Raw genomic sequence first — 24,158 nt, forward strand, 5'->3', positions numbered from 1 at the left:
CTCTATATATTCCATACCTTTACATTTGGTGGAGGGTTTAATAAAATCTGATGTCTTAAATAAAGAATCTCATTACTAATATTATCTAAAATAGGTAATCCTTTATCACACTTTTGGACTATGTGGTTCAAAATTAACCAATTTAACATGACACTTGCTTTCTCAAGATTTGCATATTCATAATTGGTACCTAAAAAAGTTACTAAAATACTTTCATCTTGAGAAATTTTGTTCATCCATTTTTGGGCAAATTGATTTTCCTTATCTTTAATATTTTTATATGCATAGTTAAAGCTACCTGCAATAGCATCGGCTAATTGAATGCCATAAAAACTTTTTGAATCTACCATTTGTACAGGTTGTTTTAAATTGAATGTAAGAGGCTGCTCTAGATTCATCTGTTCATGTATTTGAGATTTTTTTTCAGTTCTTCCAACCATACTATTAAAAATTTCTTGATTAGCATTTAGTGGTTTTGATGAGTCACAATATACATCTAAAATATCAATTTTCTGTCCCCACTGACCTAGACTACTGAATAAGCAAGTAGTTGTGATATCTAGGATCCATTTTCCTGCTCCGTCTCCTAAATAACCATCCATTTCTTCTAAAAAAGAATCTTTATTGTAATAAGCAAATTTTTGAATTTGATCTAAAACTAGATCTGATTGGTTACTAACTATTTGAAACAAAGCTTCTGTAGGAGTATCTACTCCTTGTTTCATAACCTTATAAAATTCTTCAAAAATAATTTCAGCTGATTTGTCTTGATTAACTAATTTTAAATGAAGATTATCAGTAATAAATCTATGAAAATTTATTCCATAAAAAATAGAGTTTTTCTTTGCTAAAGCAGGCTCAAAAATATATTCAAAGAATTTCCCAGCGATAGCGTATTTTTTGTCACAAATACATATCTTATATCTTCCATCTAGGATTTCTAAAACTTCATCAAGTGCTCGCAGACCTTTTTGACTTTTTACTAAATTTCCAGACTTAATTTCACCATTTTGAATCCCGTAATTTTTGATTATTTTTTCTACGATAAATTTGGCTTCTTCCTCATTTGAGGCTACAGATGCAAATGTAAATATTGGTTGGTCTACATCTAAAAGTTTATTTCCTGTAAAACCTGATTCATCGCAGTAGATTTGCAGATTTTTTAAATCTTTGTTTAATTGCATGGTAAACCTAACTTATCAAAAAAGGCTCTATTTCGTTCTTTTGCAGAATTAACTAACCTATCAAAAGAAATAACTTCAATATAACAGTTCAAGTTTTTCTTATACCCAAAAAATCCCATCTTGTCAGAGGTTTCGGTAAGGTCATGGATTTCTTTACATCTGTCATTCATACTCGGTGTCAAATCACAGATAACATAACAAAAACCTGGCACATCTTTAGAGTCAGGAATAGGTCTTCCTGTAGCAGTAGTAGCTTTTCCATTTCTTATACGACGTAAATAACCAAATACTTGCTCTACTGGATCTTTATCTTCACCACTTTTAATATCATTACGCATAGGGCGTTTAATTTCGACAATTGTTAATGATGCTAAAGGTAGTTTTTTACCTTCTGATATAAGAAGGGGTTCATCATATACATTCAATGCACAAAGATCAGGTTCTTTATTATCTGTCGAGTCTGTAATAGGCATTGAGGATAATGTTTTATCGGAAGCTAAATAATCATGGAAAGCTAATCTTTCGTCTATAAGCCATAAGTTACACTTATTTAAACCAATATCTTCAGAGCTTTGACGCATAGGCATTATAAGTTGGTGGATTAAATCCTCTCTTGAATACTTCCCATCAGCTCCTCGTTGTATTGCTTTTTCAAGAATGTCTAACACAACTTTCCGGTTACAAACATAGCCAGCTAAGTCAGATTTCTTAACATCATCGACCTTTTGCATATAATCAACAATTCGAGACTGAATATCTTCTTCTTCTTTGTCTACATCTTTTATAAGATCATGTCCTTGAGAAAGAATTTGACTTTCAATATCAGTCAAATATTTATGTAAAAGCAGTTCTAATTCTTTGTCAGAAATTTCTGGATTAACAAAAAATACTTCGTTCGGAATGTATTTTAAAATTGATTTATAACGAGGGGCTTTAGTTGCAACATAGTCATGCACTCTTTGACGCCCTAATTCTTTATATTGAATTAAAAACTCATTGAGATGAGTCGTGATTTTAGAGTAAACAATTTCACGAATTTGAACTTCATTTATAGCATTCGAGTATAAATCGGTTTCGTCTTGATCAATATTGAAGTCTATGCGTTCAGGTCTGACAATTTCATCAAGATATGTAGATGTTAGATAGCAACAGTATGTAAAGTCACCTTTGGTGTGTTGAATTTTTCCATGTAAACCTGCAATTTTACCTATCAGATTTTCTTCTTTCACAACTCGCCCTGCAGCACACCAAGCAATACAAGGAGGGCGAGTTTTTGATTTCAATTTAATGTGTAGAAGTTCAAATTTAATGCCCGAAACTTCAAAGCTTTCTGGTAGGGCAGATTCAAACATTTGAGCATCAAATAATTCATTTAAATTAATGATTTCATTTTGATCATATATGGTTATTTGGGGAGCACCACCTTCTCTAACAAAATACCACAAACAATGTTCTAAGATATTGTTAGCTATTGTACTGCAAGACTTAGGTGATCTTTTTTCATATTTATCAATAAAATCTTCAAGTTTAATAGTTGTTGACAGAACTTCTGTTTTCTCTATTGGATTTGTTGATGAAAGATAAATACCGTTTTTTTTATTAAAGTTAAACTTCCTCTTTTGTACTTCATTTTTTGAATCTATAAAATTACTTTCGACTGATACATTCGTAAAGGCTTTTAGCCACATCAAACGACCTACACCTCGACATCCTTTCTTTGCTTTATACTCACTATCTAAGGTTTCAAATGAGTTCATATTAGCCTCATTGAATCCAATACCGTTATCAATGATTGTAAACCCATAAATAGGTGAATTGTTTTCAACTGCTATATCTTGTGCTAGTGTACTTTGAATATTACGATCAATATAGATTTTTATAGAAGGATCGGGATTATTTGTACATTCATCTATAGAGTGGATTGAATTAACTACGGCTTCAAATAATGGCATTAAACATTGGTTATATGGCAGAGTAGTATTTCTTAGTCTCCCTTCAAGTGATGTATTAATTGCCATTAGCGTATCCTAAATTCTATACTTTATAAAACGAGTTTTAATAATTTCTATTCTAATAATTCTATAAGCTTAACACTATTCAATTTTGCTTCTTCTAGTGCTTTTTTTCTCCTATAGTCTAATTCCCTTGATTCAACATTTCTAATATTCAATATAATACTTGGATAAAGCTTTTTAAGTTTTACTTCAACGTAATTTAAAAGCTTTTCAGCCAAAATCCTATCTTGAATAAATTCACATTTTGTTTTTTTTAATCTGCCATTTAAGCTGATATAGACTTGGGCTTTTTCATTAAAACTAATATTTTTTTCTTCGAAGTGAAGACCATAACTTGGCGACCAACCTTCTCTAAAAGTATTGGGTAGATCTCCATAGTTAAGGAAAGCTTCAATAGTATATAATTTTCTTAACTCATTGTCTTTCATTAATAATCCCCTAAAATTATATTAATTAAGTTTCATTATCCTAATCTAAAACTATTTACTTAGCCCATACTGCTACTACATCTTTTGATTCTTGATAATAAATTAATTTTTCGTTCACTAAGCTTCTTCTTTTTTTGAAAGAATTGCATCGATGCCGTCCTGATCTATAAGAAAATAAATTCTAAGTTGAGCGCTTTTATGATGAGTCTTATCTGAAAAATTTATATCAATTAGATGTTATGTTTTAATTTACAAGATATTAGGAGTTAGTACTACTTAAATTTATTGTAACTAAAAGCTTTTAATTTAATAATTCTTGATGTTTGATACATCTATCAAGCCATTAAACTCAAATAGCTTTATAGGCTTAGTATAAATAGAGGCTGATGAAAACTAGATAATCACATTCCTACTTCAAAAAATCATATACCCCTAAAAATCCCCCCTTTATAAACCCCAGTTAAACAATCACTTATCCATTATTTACCCTTACTTTTTAATGATCTAATTTAAAACAAATGTCATTTTGTGTGCTTGACTGCAACAAATCCGAAGCTTATCCTTTGCCTGCTGGCCACATTGCCAGCCGGCTTTGACAGGCTGAATAATAACTCCCGCATCAGAGCTTTTCTTCTGAGGACTACTCTTGTGTGGTGTGCCACTCGTCTCTTTCCCGTAGCGGTAGGACGGGAGAGGGACACCTTCGGGTGTGCTAGTTTGAGTTATTACTAGTCTGTCAACCTTCTTCCGTTCTGCCACCATAATTCTCTATAAATGTCTGGCAGAACTCCCAATAAAAAGGAGTTGGCTTTGCACATCCATTATTTCTTGGCCGCCGTTGCCAAAAGCTATAACGACACAACTTAAAAATTTAAAGCAGTTTGATGACCTTTAGGGTTTTCAGGCTTTCAGTCATTACGGCTCAAAAACTTGCATTCACTATAAAACTTGATATGTGCCAAGCACAGTCTTTATGGCTTTGCTATGCCTTTTTTCAGCTTTAAAAAAGTGAAAGGCTTTTTATATCTCATTTATATACAACAAAAATTTAATTTATAACGGTAAAACTATGTCAAATTTAACTCTCCCAGCACGTGCTGTAAAAGTTATAAATAACGGGATTCAGGTATTTCATCACGGTGGGTTTCACACAGTCGGTGTCGACAAAATCGTGAGAGAAGCTGAAATAACGAGAATGACGTTTTATAACTACTTTCACTCTAAAGAGCGGTTTATTGACATTTGTTTAGTTGTACAAAAAGAACGGCTCCAAGACCAAGTCATTGAAATGGTCGAATATGACCATGCCACAAGCGCGTTAGATAAACTTAAGAAACTATATTATCTACATAGTGATGTAGAAGGGCCGTATTACCTATTATTTAAGGCCATTTTCGAAACTAAAAATAGCTACCCAAACGCGTACCTAACCGCCGTGAGGTACAGAACATGGCTCACCAATGAAATTTATAGCCAGCTTAGATTAGTTAAAACCGATGTTTCATTTACCGATGCCAAACTCTTTTTATATATGATTGAAGGCGGAATTATTCAACTTTTAGGTTCGGATGGATCAGATGAAAGTGAGACGGTGCTGGAGTATTTTTTGCGGGCTCTAACTTATAACAAATAAACTTGATAGCTTTGTATGACTGAAAAAGCCCTAAATTAAAGTAATTTAAGGCTTTTTAGGGCAGAGGTATATAGATTTTTTGAGAAATGTAGATAAAGAAAAAGAGTAATTTAGCGGCTAAAGTTTTATTAATTTAATGATAATTTGAAAAATGCTGCTTTAAAGAATTTAAAAAAAGTTCAACCTTCTTTGGAACTCTCGATCCATAAGGTGTGGTTGCATAAAAATAAAGATCAGAGTTTAAAAGAGTTTTTGAATAATTAATAATAACTCCCTCATCTTCATATTTTTTTGCTAAAAAGTCTGGTGCAAATAAAATACCCTGATTTCTCTTACAAAGTTCTAAAAGAATTTCTATATTATTACATGTCAATTTTGGTATTGAGTTAATAATATTATTTTTTAAGTCATCTTTAGAATATAGTAAAATGCTATGCTCTCTAAGCTCTTCTATATTTTTCGGTTTTCCATATTTATTTAAATATGCATCTGTTGCATAAAAGCTTCTTTTATATGTGTTTAAAATAAAAGTATTTTGCTCTTCAATATTTTCCTCAACTTTTAAAATCACATCAAACTTATGAGGATTGATATGAGTGGAGTGTTCTGAAAACATAAGATCAATTTCAATATGAGGATATTTGATTAGAAAATTAGAAATGACATCTGAAAAGCACGTTTGGATAAAGGCATGTGGAGCACTAATTTTGAGTAATCCTTCAGGGTACTTCTGGTCGTATACAAAGTCATGGGCTGCTAAATCTAACTCTTTCACAATCACTTTGCATCGCTCATAGAACTTTTCTCCAGAGCGAGTCAGGTCCATCTTTCGGGTGTTGCGTATAAATAATGATGTATTAAATAGACTTTCTAAATAAAAAATTCTTTTTGAAACTTGATCTCTCGTAATGCCTAGATTTCTAGAAGCATGACTAAAATTTCCATTCTCTACCACACTTATAAAAGTATTAATACAGTCTATTTTATCCATCAAATTTTAAAGGCTAAATGATCTTGCCGCTAAATTATATGAGGAATATCTGTATATCAATCATTGTATCTTTTTAGAATACAGTTTGTATTTAAATAAATATCTAGTAGTTTACACGGATTTTTGATTTTATATACCGTGAGTTATTTGGTTTTTTTAAAAGTTAATAAAATATTTAAAACTATTTAAATTATCTTATTTTATAAAGATAATTTTATAAATTAGATCATGAATATTGCATATTTTATAAACTTTTATTAATGCATGAAACTTATATTTTTTAAATATTAAAACTATGAGATTTCAAAAAGGTAAATAGATGAGTGACTTGATTAATAATAACCCAGTATGGGTAAAAAAGATCTTATCAATTCATGGATTGCTTCCGCTACTTCGACTTGCACTCGTTTCAGCGTATTTAGTGGGGGGAATTAATAAATTCATCGGATTTCATGCGGCTATTGAAGAGCAGGCGAGTTTTGGGTTACAGCCTGCTTGGCTCTGGGCAGCTACAGCGATTTTTATTGAAATTGTTGGTTCGCTCTTAGTTATTTTTAATCGTTTTGTCTGGTTAGGAGCAGGGGCTTTAGGCTGTCTAACCGCAGTCGCAATGCTCGTTGCAAACGACTTTTGGAATCATACAGGCCCAGCATTTTTTAGTACGTTTAATAGTTTCTTCGAACATCTTGGGCTCATCGCTGCTTTGGTGATGGTCACCATTCTTTCTAATCAATCTTCAAAATCACAATAAGTTTAAGCATCTCATTTAAACAGGAGCATTTTATGCGTAAATCATTATCAGCATTGCTTTTAAGCACCATGTTAGTGGGCACAAATGTTGCCCTAGTGCCTCAAGTTTTTGCCAAAACAACAACAAGTATAAAAAGTGAGGCGCCCGGTGTAGCCCCCCAATACGATACAACGCATGTTTATGTAAACCCTGAAGACTTTGACAAATTTACCGATAGCTTGGTCGCAACATTCGGTGGCACCAAGTCGAAACAAGGTGTTTTCCAAGTTACACCAACCCCGAGCCAGACGATGTCTCAGCTTGTATTGACCCCAGTAGGTACATTGTCTGTATTTGGTTTTAAAACCCCAATTCCATATCCGTTTGGTTTGGAAAGAACTGGCTATTTAGTCAAAGACATGGATGCAGCAGTGCAGGCTGCCAAAGCAAATGGAGCAGATGTCATTGTAGACGCTTTTCCAGACCCAATTGGGCGTGATGCGATTGTCCAATGGCCGGGCGGTGTAAATATGCAGCTCTACTGGCACACGACTAAGCCTAACTATAACCAGTTAGAGACTGTTCCAGAAAATCGTATTTATGTTTCAAAACAAAGTGCTGACTCGTTTGTTAAGAAGTTCGTGAGTTTCTCGCACGGTAAAGTCGTTTCTGACAACTCTAAAGCCGCAGGTATAGAAATTGGTCGCCCAAATGAAACGTATAGACGTATTCGCGTTGAGTCTGACTTTGGTAAAATGACAGTGTTCGTGACCAATGGTCATCTTCCTTATCCGTATGGGCGTGATATGACGGGTTATGAAGTTAAAAACTTATCTGAAACTTTAGATAAAGCCACAAAAGCAGGTGCATCTGTTTTGGTTAATGCTTATAAGTCGGATGGTCGTGAGTCAGCAATGGTACAGTTCCCGGGCGGTTATATCGCTGAAATTCATGCGTCTATCAAATAATTTATAGCCTAAATGATGGATTGAAATTTGCACTCATGCTGCCTAAGAGCAGTATGAGTGCAAAACACCAAGTCTCTGCAACGACCTATTTATTACTATGGATAACACTTGATGGCCTCGCATGTTTTTAAAGATAGAGCATATCGAACTAAGCACTCAGAGACTTACCTGAAAATAATAAAAATGAGTCTGTTATTAACCAGCAGTTTATTTTTCTACGAATCTGCTTATGCAGAAAATGAAGTTTCAAATACAAATGCATGTCCAACTCGTCCAAAAATCTCAACGAATCGTTGGCAAGAAAATTGGGACGTTTTAAAAAATCCGTGTGTGCCAAAGAAAATAGGAGACGACTTCAAATATATACCTTTTGGCGATAATAATTATTTATCACTTGGGGCAAATATTCGTGAACGTTTTGAAGTCAATAATAATGCCAAGTTTGGTACTGGAAATAATCAGGCCGACAGCTATTTAATTCAAAGATTACAAGCGCATGCAGATGTACGAATAGGTGATCATTTACAATTATTTACGCAGCTAAGCGATGCCCGTGCGTTTGATAAAAAGAATATTACCAGTACTGATCAAAATAGACTCGATATAGAACAAGCCTTTATTGCATGGGTGAGTCCTTTAAATAATGGAACTTTTAAATTTAGAGTCGGCCGTCAAGAAATGGCTTTTGACTTACAGCGCTTTATTTCAAATAGAGAAGGCCCAAACGTTCGGCAAGCCTTTGATGGGGTATGGTCGGGGTATGAATATGGCGACTGGAGAATTTTAGGTTATCTCACCAGACCTGTTCAGATAGAAAAAGATTCCACGTTTAATGACCACTCAAAAAGCAATTTAAGTTTTAGCGGCTTTCGCGTAGATAAACAAAATGTAGGGGATGGCGAGTTATCAGGTTATTACTCGCGTTATGAACGAGATAATGCCTCTTTTCCAAGTATCAAGGGCAATGAGGTTCGAGACTTATATGACCTTCGTCATATGGGTAAAAAGAATAATGTCGATTGGGATGTTGAAGGCATGCTTCAGCATGGAAAAATCGGTGGGCAAACAATTCAAGCTTGGGCGCTCAGTAGTATTACGGGATACACTTTTGCTGACCAAGCGTGGTCACCGCGTTTAGGGCTTCAGTTTGATATTGCCACAGGCGACAAAAGTACCAACGATAATCAACTTAATACCTTTAACCAGCTTTTTGCAAATGGCTCATATTTTACTTTGGCGGGTTATAGTGGTTATAGCAATATTATTCACCTAAAACCGTCTCTGACGCTCAAGCCTTCCGAGAAACTTACTCTGTTAAGTGCCTTAGGTTTTCAGTGGCGTGAAACCACCAATGATGCAGTTTATTTCCAAGGCAATAACAGCATGGCAAATACCGCGGGGCAAGGTTCGAGTTGGACTGGGGCATATATTCAACTCAGAGCAGATCGAAAAATTAACTCTAATCTCTCTCTGGCTGCCGAAGGCGTGCACTTTAAGGTTGGAGATACCATTAAGAAAGCGGGTGGTAAAGACGCAAACTATTTAGGCCTTGAGCTTAAATATGGTTGGTAAAACTAAATGAGTAAAAATATGAGCACAGATATAAAGCAAACTAAAATTGGGTGTTACCAAAATTTAAACATTGAACTCGTGACTTGGGACTGTACTACGGCCGAGGTTGAGCTTTCCTGTGCTTGTGTTTTTGAACATGAAATGAATAACCGTTCTTTTTCGGGTGGTTTGGCACATTTAGATGAAGCTCTAAACGGAAGACTATATGAAATACGGAAAAATAACTGGTTTAATGCAAAACTGAATGATGTTCTTTTAATAAATCAAACGCCTTCAACCATACAGGCAACTAAAGTTTTGCTTATAGGCATGGGGTCACCAGAAGATTTCACGATAGAGCGAATCGAGACTGCGATAAAAACTGCTATAAAAACAGCGCATCAATTGGAACTCAAAAGTGTGGCATTTGCGCCGAGTCTTTTAGATACAGGTCTGAATCCTCCTACTGGTTTAAATGAACTCATGCTAAGAAGTTTAAAAGAAGAATTAGACCGCCATCATCAGCTTTATTTGCAAAAATTAGTTAAAAAATCTGAAATTGAAAGATGGGTATTTGATGCGGGTTTTCAAAATTATGAGGCTAAGGCTGAGCAATATATCGCGTCTTTTGCCAAACTTTTTACTCAAGATTAATTCTGATTGTAAAAACAGAACTGGGTAAAACGCTATAAAAATGAACATACTTTTAATTTAACTGCATCAGTCTGAATGATGCAGTTAAATGTAAAAATTAAGAAATTTCTAAAATTTTCTGGGCGATATATAAATCTTGTATAGATAAGCCTGAACTGTCATAAATTGTGATTTGTTCTGGTGACTGCCTACCTTGCGCATTTGCTAAAAGCACATCACCTATATTGATTAAGGTTGCAGTCTCAGGCGCATGTTGAAATTCACCAATGAGTTTAGACTGGACATTAAGGTCGCAAAATAAACCACTATGTGAAAATAGCTCTGGTGGAAGCTCTTGTTTGCCTTGTTTATCTGAACCCATCGATGAAATATGAGTACCAGCTTTGGCCCATTCAGCTTTAAAAAGAGGAGTGTGCGAGGAAGTTGCAGTCACAATAATATCGGCTTGTTCACAGGCTTCTTTTGCACTCGTAATTTGAAGCTGAATACCTAAGTGTTTGAGGGCATCTGCCATTTTTTCAGCTTTACTTTGGTCACGTCCTACTATCAAAATCTGCTCGAAATTTCTAATTCTCGCTAAAGCCTCGCATTCATATTTGGCCTGATTTCCTGTACCAAATATCGCCAAGACTTTTGAATCTTTTCTTGCAAGTACGTGGGTCGCAACAGCATTAGACGCTGCTGTCCGAAACGCATTAACTTTGCCTGCTTCGATGGCTGCGGCCATTTTTCCATTGGCTTGATTAAATAATAAAATGAGCGCGTTATGGCGAGGTAAACCATGTTTAGGGTTATCTTCCCAAAAAGAACCAACTTTAAGGCCAGCCAAGTGCTGGGTCGCCGATGACTTAACACTAAAGGTATTTTTACTATTCGAACCTTGACCGTGAACCACAGCAAAACTTTTAGTGTCAGGTTTAGTTGCAGCAATTAAAGCTTGGTAAATGGCGTCATAAGCCAGTTCATGATTGATGAGAGCAGAAGATTCAGACTCAGAAATAAATCTCATCATATCTCCAAAAGTTTATTTAAATTAAGACACGAACACGTCGAGAGGCGAGTAACATGTAATGCCTATCTATGACGCTTTACCTAACATCATAGATAGACACCGACTTTTATTAAGCAGATAAAAACTCTACATATTTAGAAATATCAACGTTGCCACCACTAATAATGATGCCTATACGTTTGCCTTTTAACTCATGCTTTAAATTACGCGCAGCAGCAAAACCGAGGCATCCTGTCGGTTCAACGACCATTTTCATTCTTTCAGCAAAAAACTTCATACAGCTAATGAGGTCTTCATCTGTGACTGTCAAAATATCATCCACATTCTTTTGAATAATAGGGAATGTTAATTTGCCTAAATATTGAGTTTGAGCGCCATCGGCAATGGTTTGTGGCGTATCAATATGAACAATTTCTCCTTTTCTTAAAGACATTTGCCCATCATTTCCTAGAGCAGGTTCAACGCCATATATTTTACAATTAGGCGAGAGCTGGCGAGCAGACAGGGCAGAACCAGCCAATAAACCACCGCCACCTAAACATACAAACAGGTAATCTAATTCACCCACTTCTTCAAATAACTCTTTTGCAGCCGTTCCTTGACCTGCAATTACATGTGGGTGGTCATAAGATGGAATGAGTGTCAGGCCATTTTTTTCGGCTATTTCTTTTCCAATTTTTTCTCGATCTTCCGTATAGCGGTCAAATTCAACAATATCGGCGCCGTATTCTCGTGTTGCTGCCATTTTTGCCGCAGGAGCATCTTGCGGCATAACGATTATGGCTGGAATACCAAGAGTTTTTGCTGACAGTGCAATTGCTTGTGCGTGGTTTCCCGAAGAGAAAGCAACTACACCCGCTTTTTTTTGAGCTTCACTAAATTGCAAAAGCGCATTCATTGCACCACGAAATTTGAAAGCACCAACACGCTGAAAATTCTCACATTTAAAAAATACTTCTGCTTCAAACTCATTGTTCACAGTACGCGAAGTTAAAACAGGAGTCTTATTTGCAAAACCTTTTATGCGTTCAGCAGCGGCTGCGACATCTTCATAAGTGGGAAGGGTTAAATTTTTCATAATTAAACCTAATTCTATTCAATGTTTTCGGATGCAAGATTTACTATTGCTCAAGCAACACACAATATACTGACCTTGTTTAGATAAAATATATATTTTTAGATAAAATGTCTAATTTTATTTTCTAATGTGATAACAATGAGATATAAGATTTTGATTTACATTAAGTTTAAAATTAGATAAAAAGTCTAAATTACTATTGCATGCTTTACGTTAGGGTTTGAAATAGTAACTAAGTTATTTGGAGGAAATACATTGGGCAATCGTGATAAACATTTACTCACTCAACTAGATACTATCGCGAAGGGGTTAAGTGAAACGCTATTTCCTTTTTGCGAAGTTGTTGTCCATGACTTAACAAATCCTGAGCATGCCATACTCTCTATACATAACAATTTATCTGGTCGAAAAATTGGAGATCCAGCAACCGAGTTAGGACTGGCTAGAATCATGTCTCCAGAGTTTCCAAACCTCATTTCAAACTACGCAAACCAATTTGCAGATGGTCGGCCCGCCAAAAGTACATCTATAGGGATTAAAGATGAAGAAGGGCAATATGTGGCCGCTTTATGTATGAATATAGATTTAACCCTATTTAGGGGAATGCAAAGTGCTCTAGACCAGTTCACTAAAATTGAAACTGACAACATTATTGAAAATCTGGAACCGAATGGTACAGAAGCAATTCGAAGATATATCGATCAATTTGCTTCAAAACAGGCTACGACACCGCGTATGCTAAAACTCAATGAGCGAAAACAATTAATACATGAACTTAAGAATAATGGCTTATTAGACATTAAAAAGGCTGTGGAAACGGTTGCTCAGCATTTAGGTATATCTAGAGCAAGTGCCTATTTATATGTAAAGGAAACTCAAAACGATTTTTAATCATTTATAAAATGAGGGTGGTTTTATTTAAGCTATGTTGAGAGTGGTCGTGCGTAACTTTTGAGTTATTTTGAAAGGTTACTCATCTAGTTTTTACATTGAAAGTTTTGTGGTATTTATCAAAAAATAACTTGTTTAATCAACATACCTCATTTAAATAAAGAAGTAGGTGATACAGCAATCATCTATATAGGTTTATTTAGGAGGTCGTTATTTGAAGGTATTTTTTATTGTATTTATTACCATTTTTTCCAGCATTGGACTGTTTCTGTTAATTGCAGCTCTTCGCTATCGTAAGAATTATTCATCATCGGGTGAGCATGATTATTCATCTTCAGCAAACCATCATGTTCATGACAATAGCCATCATCATAGCTCAAGCTATTCAAATGATTGTTCGTCATCTTCGGACTCAAGCAGCTGCGATAGTGGCGGTAGTAGTGACTAAAAAGCCCTTTTATATAAAAGGGCTTTTAGCTGTTTAAGGTAAATCAAACCAAATAAATTGACTGTCTTCAAGTGCATGAATCACGGCGTTATCTTCAAACACTAAAGCATCACCAGCTTTAACTTCTTGATCACCAATACGAATTACACCTGAAATCACATGAACGTAATTTACCCGTTTTGATGTTTCAACAGGAAGTTCATTTCCTTTTTCCAATACTGCAGATTTTACTTCTGCGTTTTGGCGAATGTGCATAGGTGCATTTGCATCTGGGCCTGCAATTAAATGCCATTTATTTGGATCTTTACGTGGATCCAAATTAATTTGTTGGTAGTTTGGCTCAGCTTCTTTTACGTCTGGAATAATCCAGATTTGTAATAGATGTACGGGTGTATCAGTGTTATTGATTTCACTGTGCGCCACGCCTGTACCAGCACTCATGAGTTGCCATTCACCAGCCTTAATTTGGCCTTCATTTCCCATCGTATCACGGTGTGAAATTGCACCATCGAGCACACAGGTTAAAATTTCCATGTTGTCATGAGAGTGCGTGCCGAAACCGTTATGGGCATCAATTCTGTCGTCATTAATCACGCGTAATGCGCTTACACCCATATATTTCGGGTTATACCAGTTACCAAATGAAAAGCTATGATAAGACTCTAACCAACCCGCTTTAACATGACCACGATCTTCACTACGATGCAAAAAAGCATTCATGACTCGATCTCCTCAAATTATTATTGATCTCTTGAGGACTATGTTAAACCTGTAGAATGAAGCTAAAAATAGAGTAGATGCAACATATTGTTGCGTTTTTAATATGATCGATATATCAATAAATATTCGTTTTAAATTTTAAGTATAAAAAAAGCCTGCATAAAGCAGGCTTTCTTCTTTAAAGGATTATTCTAAGAATTTAACAGTTACACCTGCACGTACTTTATTACCTAAATCGTTAGCATCCCAGTTGGTTAAACGGATACAACCGTGTGATGCAGTTTTAGAAATTAAAGACGGGTTTGGTGTACCGTGAATACCGAATGATTTTTTACTTAAACCAATCCAGATATTACCTACAGGAGCGTTAGGGCCTGGTGGTAAAGAAAGTGGTTTTAAGTTTTTACCTTGTACGAAGTTCGAAGGTGAATAGCTATACCAAGGGTTACGCGCAACACCAACTACCTTATAAGTACCGGTCGGAGAAGGCGTATCAGTACTGCCAATTGTTGCAGGAAAGGAACCTACCATTTGATTGCGGCTGTTAAACAGATACAACTGTTTTGCACCTTTATGCGCAATAATTAAATGAATATCTTCTGGTAAGTCATTGCGTACGTTTGGAACAATAACTTTCTCACCAACTTTTTTGAAGGTTGCTTTCGGGTTTAATTTCTTTAAGAAACCTTCATCAATATGGAACTTCTCGCCCAACATTTCAGTCACACGCGTGTAGTACAAACCTTTCATTTTGGCTTGTAATGCGTAGTCAGAAGGAATTGACTCAGCATATGGACCTTTTAAGTCTGCATCAGTAATCGTGTATTCAATAAATGCAGGTTTTGTTTGTTTTGCAACAAGTGCATCCCAAGTTTCTTTAGTTAACTCGCCAGTAGGAGATAAACCATTCATTTGCTGGAAAGATGCAATTGCTTTTAGGGTATTTTTACCGCTCATGCCATCAATCGCACCCGGCGAAGCATGTGCATTGTTCAACATAACGTGAGCACGTGCATAAACTGGAAGTTGGCCTTTGCCAATGTTTTCGTACCAGTCAGCATTGTTTAAGCTATCTAATGTCCATGAAACAGCTGGAGCAGGAGCAGAAGTCTTAGTAGCTGTCGCTGTTTTAGCTGGTGCAGTTGGTTCTGAAGCAGCAATGCCTGAATCAGCATTTGGATCTTCAGCTTTTTGCAAATTTTGTAATGTTGTAGACGCTCGATTTAAATCATTTTGTTCTTGAGCAGTAATCTGTGTCTGCGCTTGGGCTTTTGCAGTTGAAGCAGCATCTACAGCAAGCGGATCAATTGGATCTTCTACAGGAGCAGATACTTTTTTAGGGTTCAGTGGTTGCTCAGTTGTTGACGCAGCCAAAGCAACATTAGCAATAATACAACTTAAACTCATAGCGAGTAATGAGCGAACAAACATGTAATTCAACCTTAAGAATTTTCATATAAGCAATAGGGCAAGGAGACTGATCCTAACGTTTATAAAATCACCAACAACGCAATTTTTGCGCATTCAATATTGGTGAATTTAATCATTAAAGGAATATCAATAAACCCGATGTAACATGTTGCAAGTATTGCAGAAAACCGAGCTTCTTGCAGTAGACTTTTGTGTAAATATGCATTTTTTAGTGGATTGACAAGTTTTTTGTATGAAATTGAAATTATAAAAACATCTACGTTTTGATATGATGCTGCCACATGAAAAAGATAGAGATCGGCAATGACGACACTTAAAAATGATCGTTTCTTACGTGCTTTATTACGTGAGCCTGTAGACACCACACCGATATGGATGATGCGCCAAGCAGGACGTTATTTGCCTGAATATCGCGAAACACGCTCAAAAGCGGGTGACTTTCTATCTTTATGCAAAAATACAGAGTTTGCTTGTGAAGTAACTTTACAGCCTTTACGTCGTTATGATTTAGACGCAGCAATTTTATTTTCAGATATTTTAACTATTCCAGATGCACTCGGTTTAGGTCTTTACTTTGAAACAGGCGAAGGCCCTAAGTTTCATAAAACGGTTCGTACTGAACAAGATGTAGCAAATTTACCAAAGTTAAATGCTAAATCTGATCTTGATTATGTCATGAACGCAGTAAGTACAATTCGTTCTGCTTTGGGTGGTCAGGTTCCACTCATTGGTTTTTCGGGTAGTCCTTGGACGCTAGCAACTTACATGGTTGAAGGTGGTTCAAGTAAGGAGTTCCGTTTTACCAAGCAAATGATGTATGCACAGCCGGAAGTTTTGCATGCGCTACTCGACCATTTAGCAGATTCAGTGATTGACTATCTAAATGCTCAGATTGATGCGGGCGCTCAAGCAATTCAAATCTTTGACAGTTGGGGCGGTGCTTTAGCACACCGTGAATATGTAGAGTTCTCTTTGAACTATATGAAAAAGATTATTGCGGGTCTGCAACGTGAAAAAGATGGGCGCCGTATTCCTGTCATTGTATTCACCAAAGGTGGCGGTCAGTGGTTAGAACCAATGATCACAACAGGTGCAGATGCATTAGGTTTAGACTGGACTACACCATTAAATACAGCCCGTACAACTGTAGCAGGTCGTGTTGCTCTACAAGGGAACCTTGATCCGGCTGTTTTATATGGTTCAGCAGCTACGATTGAAAAAGCCGTAAAAGCGATGTTAGATGACGCTTACGCAAATGGTGAGAAGACTGGTTATGTTGCAAACTTGGGTCATGGCATTACCCAGTGGGTAGATCCTGCGCAACCAAAAATCTTTGTAGATACAGTGCATGAGTATAGTGCTAAATATCTAGGATAGTTCTTTGTGCGCCACCTAACTTTACCAATTCATTTTATCGGCAAGGCTGTTTCGGCAGCCTTGTTTGGTATTTTGCTTTTAATAGCTTTTGCCCTGACAGCACCGATGGGTAGCCATGAATATATGGGTTTTTATCGTTATGATTATTTACTCATCTATGCACTCATTATTCAAATTTGCTTGTTATATCTAAAGCTGGAGTCATGGCAAGAAGCCAAAGTCATTGCTTTATTTCATATCATGGCAATGGTCATGGAAATCTTTTTGACACATCCCGGCATTGCTTCATGGCAATATCCGCAGCCTGCGGTATTTAAAATTATTACTGTGCCTTTATTTGCAGGCTTTATGTACTCTGCTGTAGGTAGTTTCTTTGCTCGCTCAATACGACTGTTTCAAGTTTCCTTTGAGAAACTGCCAAGCTTTAGAAGCATGCTTTTTCTCGCATTTTTCTCATATATTAACTTTATGAGTAAATTCTTTATTCCTGATATTCGCTATATTTTATTTGCATTTAGTGTTTATATTTTCTGGAAAACTACACTTTATTTTCAAATAAATGAACGTAAGTTTAAAACGCCAATGCTCCCTGTGTTGGTGACACTCGCATTTGTTATCTGGGTTGCTGAAAATATTAGTACATTTTATAAAATTTGGGTTTACCCAAGTCAGATTAATGCTTGGCATATGGTGGGATGGGGTAAACTGGGTTCGTGGTATTTATTATTACTGCTAAGTTTAGTATTAGTTCTTAAAATATTAGGTCATCGAGATAATCAAGGTAATTGGAATTTAAAGTAAAAATTTCATTTTCACTTTTTATCATATTATTTAATTTTTAATTGCTAAATGACTGGCTTATCGTTATCTTTGAAGGGTGTAATAATAGTTACACATAACAATACATAAGAAACAAATCAATAATGATTTTTGGAGATATACATCTATGTTAAAAAAATTAGCTTTAGCTGCTTTGTTAGCAGCTGGTTCAAGTGTTGCTATGGCTGATAACGATGTAGGTTGTGGTGTGGGTACGCAAGTATGGGCTGGCCAAAAAGGAGTGGTGCCTAAAATTCTTGCTGCAACAACAAACGGTATTTTTACTAACCAATTATTAGGTATTACTTTTGGTACTTTAGGCTGCCGTCAAGGCGGAACAGTAACAGCTCAAGTTGTTACTTTCACAAATGAAAATGCAGAAACTTTAGCGCGTGATATGGCTGTAGGCCAAGGTGAAAGCCTGAATGTACTTGCTGAGTTAATGCAAATTAAACCACAAGACAAAGATCGTTTCTTCAAAGTTTCAAAAGCAAACTTTGGTGAAATCTATTCAGCAGACAACCAAAACACACTTCAAGTATTAGCATCATTACAAAACGTAATGGCTAAAGACGACGTTTTAAAAGCTTACGTATAAGTTTGAAATTGAAAACCCTGTCATTTGGCAGGGTTTTTCTTATATTTAATGATAAAAATTGATGAGCTTAATGAAATCGGTTGTTTTAATTTTTGCCTCATTGGCAGTTAATATTGCGTATTCAGCAGAAATAAATCCATCTATTCAAAACTACTGGTCTATTGCAGAACAAAAAAAGTTAGATCAAGACATCACATGGCAACGTCTGATGTATGCCAATAAAAACCAGAAGAGTGAAGTAAGTTACGCTGGTTACTTTATGGCGCCAAATGGGAAAAATAATTTAAAAGAAGAACAGAAAGCAGATATCACAGCATTATTTGCACCAGCTCCAGACAATCAATCAATTCGTTGTAAGTTTCCTGCACGCAGTCAATGGCTTATAAAGCAATTAGGCATTCAAGAAAATGAATTACCGCAAGTAAAATGTTCAGAGTTTGAAAACTGGATTGGCCAGATTAAACCTTATAAAGCGACGCTAATTTACGCTACAGACTTTATGGGCAATCCAAGCTCAATGTTTGGACATACCTTATTACGCTTAGACCCTAAAGATCAAAAACAGTTAAACCTCGTTTCTTACGCTGTAAATTATGCAGCCACTGTCGCAGGCAATGACAACTGGTCATATGCTTGGAAAGGCTTAACAGGGCAGTATCCGGGTGAATATTCACTGATGCCTTATTATCGTAAGGTAAAAGAGTATGGTGATTTTGAAAGCCGTGATTTATGGGAATATGAGTTAAATCTATCTCCTGAGGAAACACGCTTTTTAGTGTCTCATATTTGGGAAATGCAACATGTGAGCTTCCCTTATTACTTTGTGAGTGACAACTGCGCCTATCGTTTATTGGGATTGGTTGATTTAGTTAAACCTGAGTCTAACTTACAAGAAAAGTTTAATTACGCTTCTATTCCAATGGAAACGATTAAAGCGATGCAGCAGCAAGGGCTTACGAATCCTCCTGTGTATCGATCAGCTTTAGAGACTCAATTATTAGCTCAAGCTCATCAGCATGGCGCGTCTTTGGCAAAAGTTGCTCATCAGGTAGCCATGATGCCAACTAAAGAGTCCTCCGAAATACTTAAGTCGTATAGTCAGCCAGATCAGGCCAAAATTCTTGAGATGGCTTACGATGATTTATATCTACAATTCATTAGTCGAAAAGTTGAAGAAAGTTTTGCTCAACCACAGCTAAGGCAACTTTTGGCTTTAAGAAGTCAGATTGATTTAGATAAACAACGCCAAGAACCTAAACGACCTTCTACCGAGCCAACACAAGGCCATAATGCACGCAATGTTTCGCTAAAACTGGGCGAAGTACAAGGTGATAAGTTTATCGAGATTGGGCATAGACAAGCTTACCATGACTTGATTGATCCTCAAGGAGGGTATCGTGCTGGTACTCAATTGCTTTTTTTAAATGGTAATGCCCAGTGGAGAGATGATCATTTAAAGCTAGAACGTCTTGATCTACTAGAAGTGAACTCCTACAACCCGATCCAACCATTCAAAACACCTCTCACTTGGGGATTTAACTTAGGTTGGCGTCAAGAAGCAGTTCATGACGGCGTTTATAGTGATGAAAAACAGCATGGGGTAGCGAGTTTTAATACCCAAGTTGGCTATAGTGTTGCGGACTATGAGCGTAAACATGTGTGCTATGGACAAGTCCAAGCTTATGTTCAAGCAGGTTCAAATTTAGATAAAGGTTGGCGTGTAGGAATGGGGCCAACTCTAGGCTGTATGAATCAGTGGTTTGAAAAGTTTAACTCAGTGATACAAGTTGAATTGCCCTATTGGGAAGACCAAAACCAATGGAACTTACGCTTAAATACCCAGTGGCAATATGCCATTAATAGCAATAATGCTATTCGCCTGAATTGGGATTATGAAAAACAAAATCATCTGGACTGGATGAAATCAAGTCTTGGATATGTTTGGTTCTTTTAAATCGTATATTCATAAAAAAGAGAAATAGATTTCATCTATTTCTCTTTTTTGTTTTAGCTAAAGATGATTATTTCTTTATCGCATTTAGCACAGCATAAGCCGCCTTAATGCGTTCTTCGTTTGGAATACGTTTATTGGTTAACATGACTAAACCAATATTTTCTTTAGGAATAAATACGACGTATGTTCCAAAGCCATTGGTTGAACCAGTTTTGTGAAACATTTTAACTGAAGGTTCTTTAGAAATAGCAGTGACTTTATTAGGCTTCATCACAATCTGGTCAGAATTGCTGTCTAATAAAGTTTGTAAGGTTGCAGGGTAAGAAAACTCTTCCCAACCAAGCGCCTGATACATGGTACCTACTTGATAGAAACCTTGATGTGTCTCATTAATTGCACGTTGAATATCAGCAGGATATTGCTGCGGGTTGAGGTTGGCATGAACAAACCCCAACATGTCTGGAAGAGTCGATTTAACGCCGTAAGCTGGACCATCTAAGGGACCAGGGTTAACTCGAATCGGCTGATTTTGTTGGTTGTAGCCAAATGCATAGTTTTGCATCTGAGTTTTAGGTACATTGACATAACTATGTTTTAAGCCAAGGTCTGGAAAAATGGTTTTTTCTAAAACCTGACTAAAAGGTTGATTCATTGACAAGCTTACAACTTTTCCAAATAGGCCAATACTTGGGTTGGAATATTGTCTATATTCACCAATTGGATTTTTAGGCTTCCAGTCTTTGAAAAAAGTTAAAACTTGTTGGTCTGTTTGTACTTCATCTGGAAACTGTAGCGCAAGATTACCACTGGTATAAGTAGCAAGTTGAAGTAAATTGACCTGATCAATCGGGGTGTTTTTTAGCTCTTTCCAGTATTTACTTGGTTTATCTTCAAAAGAGATTTTTCCCTTATTCTTAGCATAAGCACCTGCTGTAGCAGTAAAAAGTTTACTGACAGAACCTAGCTCAAAAATGGTACTGCTATTTACAGCTTTTTTATCTTGAACAGATTGAAGGCCATAATACATTTCATATTTTTTATTGTTTTGAATAATACCTACCGCCATACCCGGCACATTATATTTTTCTAATAACGGTTTAAAATTTTGATCTACAAGTTGTTTAATTTGTTGGTCTTTAGCAGTATTACCTGCATAAATTGAAGTATTCAAAATAACAAGAGAAGGTAAAAGTAAGTAAGAAATTTTTTTAAGTCGCATGATTAACTCATAAATTATCTAAAAAGAAAGATGCGAGCTTTTATAACAAAAATCACATAATTTGATTGTTATGTTTTATAGAGTAAGTGCTTTATCTAAATATAAAAAAGCCCAACTGAGTCGGGCTTTTTTGCAGTAGCTACCAGATTAGTAGCTTTCTGGTACTGCACTTAAAAATTCACGGCGTGCTTCTTTGTCAGTTTTAAAATCTCCGACAAAAGAAACTGTACGAGTTGTAGACTCTTGTTTACCTACACCACGCATCATCATACACATATGTGCAGAGTCAATTACGACAGCAACACCGCGAGCACCAGTCACTTCAGCCACAGCTTCAGCAATTTGCTGAGTTAGATTTTCCTGAATTTGCAAACGACGAGCAAACATCTCGGTAATACGTGCAAATTTAGATAAGCCAAGAACTTTGCCTTCTGGTAAATAGGCAACATGAACACGGCCATAGAAAGGAAGGAGGTGATGTTCGCAAAGCGAATAAAATTCAATATTTTTCACCAATACCATTTCATGGTTATCTGATGGGAAAACCGCATTATTGGTGACTTCTTCTAAAGTTTTACTATAGCCAGAAGTTAAATATGAAAAAGCTTTAGCCGCACGCACAGGCGTATCTTTAAGGCCGGGACGATTAAGGTCTTCACCGACGGCAGTCAGAATGTTTGCGTACGATTGCTGCATTGACATAAGGCGTATAAATTTACTCTATTAGACAAGCTCGGCATTGTATCAGAAACATGACCTGATGTTCATAACTCGTCGCACTATATTTATCCTGTTCGGTATGCGTTGGATAAATGGTGAATAAATTTCATGTTTTTTATCGTTAATAGTCAAGTATTTGAACATGAAATGTGCGACTAATACAGTTAAGTTATAAATGATCGCTTCATGGCATCATATTTGCAAATATGCCGTACTATAAAGCATAAGGATAAAAAATGTCAGAACGTCCAATTACCTTTTTTTTTCGTGGCAGTCAGCAACAAGTAGAAAATGTATTACCCACCATGACGGTCTTACAATTTCTCCGAGAATATACCCAAACTGGTAAGACTCGGCAGACTGGTACAAAAGAGGGCTGTGCTGAGGGCGATTGTGGTGCATGTACAGTAGTGATTGGTGAGTTAGTCAATGACAACCTGCAATTACGGAGCGTAAATGCCTGTATTCAGTTTTTAGCGACTTTAGATGGTAAAGCTTTATTTACAGTAGAAGATCTTCATAATTTATTACCTACACAAGCTGGGACATTGCATCCTGTACAACAGGCAATGGTGGATATGCATGGCTCACAATGTGGTTTTTGCACGCCTGGTTTTATCATGTCGTTATGGGCAATGTATGAAAATGAACAACAGCCACCAAGCAAAGATAAAATCAGTGATTATCTTTCTGGAAACTTGTGCCGCTGTACGGGCTATCGACCTATTTTAGATGCAGCAAAAAAAGCATATGACTATCCGCGTGTTCAATTAGAACGTCAAAAAGTAATTCATGTATTACAAGACATTCAAGCATTACCTGCATTACATTTAAATCATCATGTTCAGCAATTTTTTGCACCCAAAACTTTGCGGGATTTTACCGCTCTACGTTTACAGTTGCCACAAGCCCGTATTGTTGCAGGTAGTACAGATGTTGGTTTGTGGGTCACAAAACAAGGCCGTAATTTAGGAGATATGCTATATATCGGTCAGGTTGAAGAGCTTAAAAAGATAGTAGTCACAGTCCATACTTTAACGATTGGGGCGAATGTCAGTTTGAGTGATGCACTCATCAAAATTTCAGAGTTTTATCCTGACTTTCAGGAATTACAGCGCCGTTTTGCTTCCATGCCTATTAAAAATGCTGGAACTTTAGGTGGAAATATTGCCAATGGTTCGCCTATTGGCGACTCAATGCCAGCATTAATTACGCTAGGTACACGCTTAATTTTGCGCTTAGGTGAACAGGCTCGTGAAATTGCCTTGGAAGACTTTTATTTAGATTATCAAAAAACAGCATTACAACTTGGTGAGTTTGTAGAGTCGATTGTTATTCCACTTCGTGAAGGGCAGCCACGTTTTAAATTTGCCAGCTATAAAATTGCTAAACGTTTTGAGCAAGATATTTCTGCGGTATGTGCGGCTATTTCATGTGAGCTAGATAATCATTGTGTCGCTCACAATGTGAAAATTGCTTTTGGTGGCATGGCTGCTATTCCCAAACGTGCAAAGTATGCAGAAGCCATATTGGAAGGCCAACAACTTACATCAGAATTGATCGTTCAGGCACAAGAAGTATTGTCGCAAGACTATCAGCCTTTAGATGATGGACGTGCTAGCTCAGCATATCGTTTACACGTCGCGAAAAACTGTTTACAGCGTTTTTATGTAGAAAAAGTCCTGTCTCAAACACTAACTCGTGTGAATGACTTGATTGCTATGGTGGAGATCTGAC

At 36.4% G+C, this 24,158-nt stretch carries 22 protein-coding genes; 12 read left to right on the top strand and 10 right to left on the bottom strand.

The genetic code is table 11. The annotated features are described in order from the left end of the window. Positions 1 to 2: 2 nt before the first annotated feature. The 3 genes from I8T81_RS05500 to I8T81_RS05510 are packed head-to-tail and all read right to left on the bottom strand — an operon-like array spanning position 3 to position 3,627. Positions 3 to 1,184: a DUF3800 domain-containing protein gene (locus I8T81_RS05500; RefSeq protein ID WP_198072291.1), complete on the bottom strand. Its 1,182-nt coding sequence runs from the start codon at positions 1,182 to 1,184 to the stop codon at positions 3 to 5. After that, positions 1,175 to 3,202, bottom strand: a complete 2,028-nt coding sequence (locus tag I8T81_RS05505; protein WP_198072292.1) for an ATP-binding protein — start codon at positions 3,200 to 3,202, stop codon at positions 1,175 to 1,177. Before I8T81_RS05505 ends, I8T81_RS05500 begins: the two co-directional genes overlap by 10 nt. A 47-nt stretch (positions 3,203 to 3,249) precedes the next feature. Beyond that, entirely contained in the window at positions 3,250 to 3,627 is a 378-nt protein-coding gene (locus tag I8T81_RS05510; protein ID WP_198072293.1) for a hypothetical protein, read from the bottom strand. A 1,069-nt stretch (positions 3,628 to 4,696) separates the two neighbouring features. On the opposite strand from I8T81_RS05510, the gene I8T81_RS05515 reads away from it, so the two are divergent. Further along, entirely contained in the window at positions 4,697 to 5,260 is a 564-nt protein-coding gene (locus I8T81_RS05515; RefSeq protein WP_198072294.1) for a TetR/AcrR family transcriptional regulator, read from the top strand. Positions 5,261 to 5,393: 133 nt separating this feature from the next. Here I8T81_RS05515 and I8T81_RS05520 read toward each other — a convergent pair whose 3' ends face one another. Beyond that, the gene (locus I8T81_RS05520) at positions 5,394 to 6,251 is read right to left on the bottom strand and encodes a LysR family transcriptional regulator (RefSeq protein ID WP_198072295.1); all 858 of its coding nucleotides are present in this window, start codon (positions 6,249 to 6,251) and stop codon (positions 5,394 to 5,396) included. 319 nt (positions 6,252 to 6,570) lie between these two features. Between I8T81_RS05520 and I8T81_RS05525 the strand changes: the two genes are divergently transcribed. The 4 genes from I8T81_RS05525 (at position 6,571) to I8T81_RS05540 (ending at position 10,154) form a co-directional block, all read left to right on the top strand. Continuing rightward, on the top strand, positions 6,571 to 7,002 hold the full coding sequence (locus I8T81_RS05525) for a DoxX family protein (RefSeq protein WP_042075095.1): 432 nt from the start codon (positions 6,571 to 6,573) through the stop codon (positions 7,000 to 7,002). Between the two features lie 32 nt (positions 7,003 to 7,034). Continuing rightward, positions 7,035 to 7,949 (top strand): glyoxalase, encoded by a 915-nt coding sequence (locus I8T81_RS05530; protein WP_151792139.1) that lies wholly within the window; start codon positions 7,035 to 7,037, stop codon positions 7,947 to 7,949. Positions 7,950 to 8,060: 111 nt separating this feature from the next. Next, positions 8,061 to 9,521: an alginate export family protein gene (locus I8T81_RS05535; RefSeq protein ID WP_198072296.1), complete on the top strand. Its 1,461-nt coding sequence runs from the start codon at positions 8,061 to 8,063 to the stop codon at positions 9,519 to 9,521. Positions 9,522 to 9,539: 18 nt separating this feature from the next. Continuing rightward, positions 9,540 to 10,154, top strand: a complete 615-nt coding sequence (locus tag I8T81_RS05540) for a M17 family peptidase N-terminal domain-containing protein (protein ID WP_198072297.1) — start codon at positions 9,540 to 9,542, stop codon at positions 10,152 to 10,154. A 97-nt stretch (positions 10,155 to 10,251) separates the two neighbouring features. On the opposite strand, the gene I8T81_RS05545 is transcribed toward I8T81_RS05540, so the two are convergent. Both I8T81_RS05545 and I8T81_RS05550 read right to left on the bottom strand, forming a co-directional pair. Beyond that, on the bottom strand, positions 10,252 to 11,163 hold the full coding sequence (locus I8T81_RS05545; RefSeq protein ID WP_198072298.1) for an ornithine cyclodeaminase family protein: 912 nt from the start codon (positions 11,161 to 11,163) through the stop codon (positions 10,252 to 10,254). A 112-nt stretch (positions 11,164 to 11,275) separates the two neighbouring features. Beyond that, positions 11,276 to 12,244, bottom strand: a complete 969-nt coding sequence (locus tag I8T81_RS05550; protein ID WP_198072299.1) for a threo-3-hydroxy-L-aspartate ammonia-lyase — start codon at positions 12,242 to 12,244, stop codon at positions 11,276 to 11,278. A 255-nt stretch (positions 12,245 to 12,499) separates the two neighbouring features. On the opposite strand from I8T81_RS05550, the gene I8T81_RS05555 reads away from it, so the two are divergent. Both I8T81_RS05555 and I8T81_RS05560 read left to right on the top strand, forming a co-directional pair. After that, entirely contained in the window at positions 12,500 to 13,135 is a 636-nt protein-coding gene (locus tag I8T81_RS05555; protein WP_039250755.1) for a helix-turn-helix transcriptional regulator, read from the top strand. Positions 13,136 to 13,349: 214 nt separating this feature from the next. Continuing rightward, the gene (locus tag I8T81_RS05560) at positions 13,350 to 13,583 is read left to right on the top strand and encodes a hypothetical protein (protein WP_081408095.1); all 234 of its coding nucleotides are present in this window, start codon (positions 13,350 to 13,352) and stop codon (positions 13,581 to 13,583) included. Between the two features lie 33 nt (positions 13,584 to 13,616). On the opposite strand, the gene I8T81_RS05565 is transcribed toward I8T81_RS05560, so the two are convergent. Beyond that, the gene (locus I8T81_RS05565; protein WP_019457751.1) at positions 13,617 to 14,303 is read right to left on the bottom strand and encodes a pirin family protein; all 687 of its coding nucleotides are present in this window, start codon (positions 14,301 to 14,303) and stop codon (positions 13,617 to 13,619) included. A gap of 186 nt (positions 14,304 to 14,489) precedes the next feature. After that, on the bottom strand, positions 14,490 to 15,734 hold the full coding sequence (locus tag I8T81_RS05570; RefSeq protein WP_039250756.1) for a L,D-transpeptidase family protein: 1,245 nt from the start codon (positions 15,732 to 15,734) through the stop codon (positions 14,490 to 14,492). A 303-nt stretch (positions 15,735 to 16,037) separates the two neighbouring features. Between I8T81_RS05570 and hemE the strand changes: the two genes are divergently transcribed. From hemE to I8T81_RS05590, 4 genes are all read left to right on the top strand, one after another. Then, positions 16,038 to 17,111, top strand: coding sequence for a uroporphyrinogen decarboxylase (gene hemE, locus I8T81_RS05575; RefSeq protein WP_004700197.1), 1,074 nt, complete (start codon positions 16,038 to 16,040; stop codon positions 17,109 to 17,111). 6 nt (positions 17,112 to 17,117) lie between these two features. Next, positions 17,118 to 17,912 carry a DUF817 domain-containing protein gene (locus I8T81_RS05580; RefSeq protein WP_019457754.1) on the top strand — a complete coding sequence of 265 codons (795 nt, stop codon included), beginning with the start codon at positions 17,118 to 17,120 and terminating at the stop codon, positions 17,910 to 17,912. A gap of 145 nt (positions 17,913 to 18,057) precedes the next feature. Beyond that, the gene (locus tag I8T81_RS05585) at positions 18,058 to 18,528 is read left to right on the top strand and encodes a DUF3015 family protein (protein WP_004700201.1); all 471 of its coding nucleotides are present in this window, start codon (positions 18,058 to 18,060) and stop codon (positions 18,526 to 18,528) included. A 70-nt stretch (positions 18,529 to 18,598) separates the two neighbouring features. Continuing rightward, positions 18,599 to 20,482 (top strand): Lnb N-terminal periplasmic domain-containing protein, encoded by a 1,884-nt coding sequence (locus I8T81_RS05590; protein WP_443089276.1) that lies wholly within the window; start codon positions 18,599 to 18,601, stop codon positions 20,480 to 20,482. Between the two features lie 67 nt (positions 20,483 to 20,549). Here I8T81_RS05590 and blaADC read toward each other — a convergent pair whose 3' ends face one another. Beyond that, complete coding sequence (blaADC, locus tag I8T81_RS05595) at positions 20,550 to 21,701, bottom strand: ADC family extended-spectrum class C beta-lactamase (protein ID WP_198072300.1); 1,152 nt, start codon at positions 21,699 to 21,701, stop codon at positions 20,550 to 20,552. A 147-nt stretch (positions 21,702 to 21,848) separates the two neighbouring features. After that, positions 21,849 to 22,397, bottom strand: coding sequence for a GTP cyclohydrolase I FolE (folE, locus tag I8T81_RS05600; protein WP_001187844.1), 549 nt, complete (start codon positions 22,395 to 22,397; stop codon positions 21,849 to 21,851). A 260-nt stretch (positions 22,398 to 22,657) separates the two neighbouring features. Between folE and xdhA the strand changes: the two genes are divergently transcribed. After that, a complete protein-coding gene (xdhA, locus tag I8T81_RS05605; RefSeq protein WP_198072301.1) occupies positions 22,658 to 24,157 on the top strand; it encodes a xanthine dehydrogenase small subunit in 1,500 nt (499 codons plus the stop codon). Position 24,158 lies beyond the last annotated feature (1 nt).

The sequence above is a fragment of the Acinetobacter seifertii genome, from assembly GCF_016064815.1.
In the GTDB taxonomy this organism is placed as follows: domain Bacteria; phylum Pseudomonadota; class Gammaproteobacteria; order Pseudomonadales; family Moraxellaceae; genus Acinetobacter; species Acinetobacter seifertii.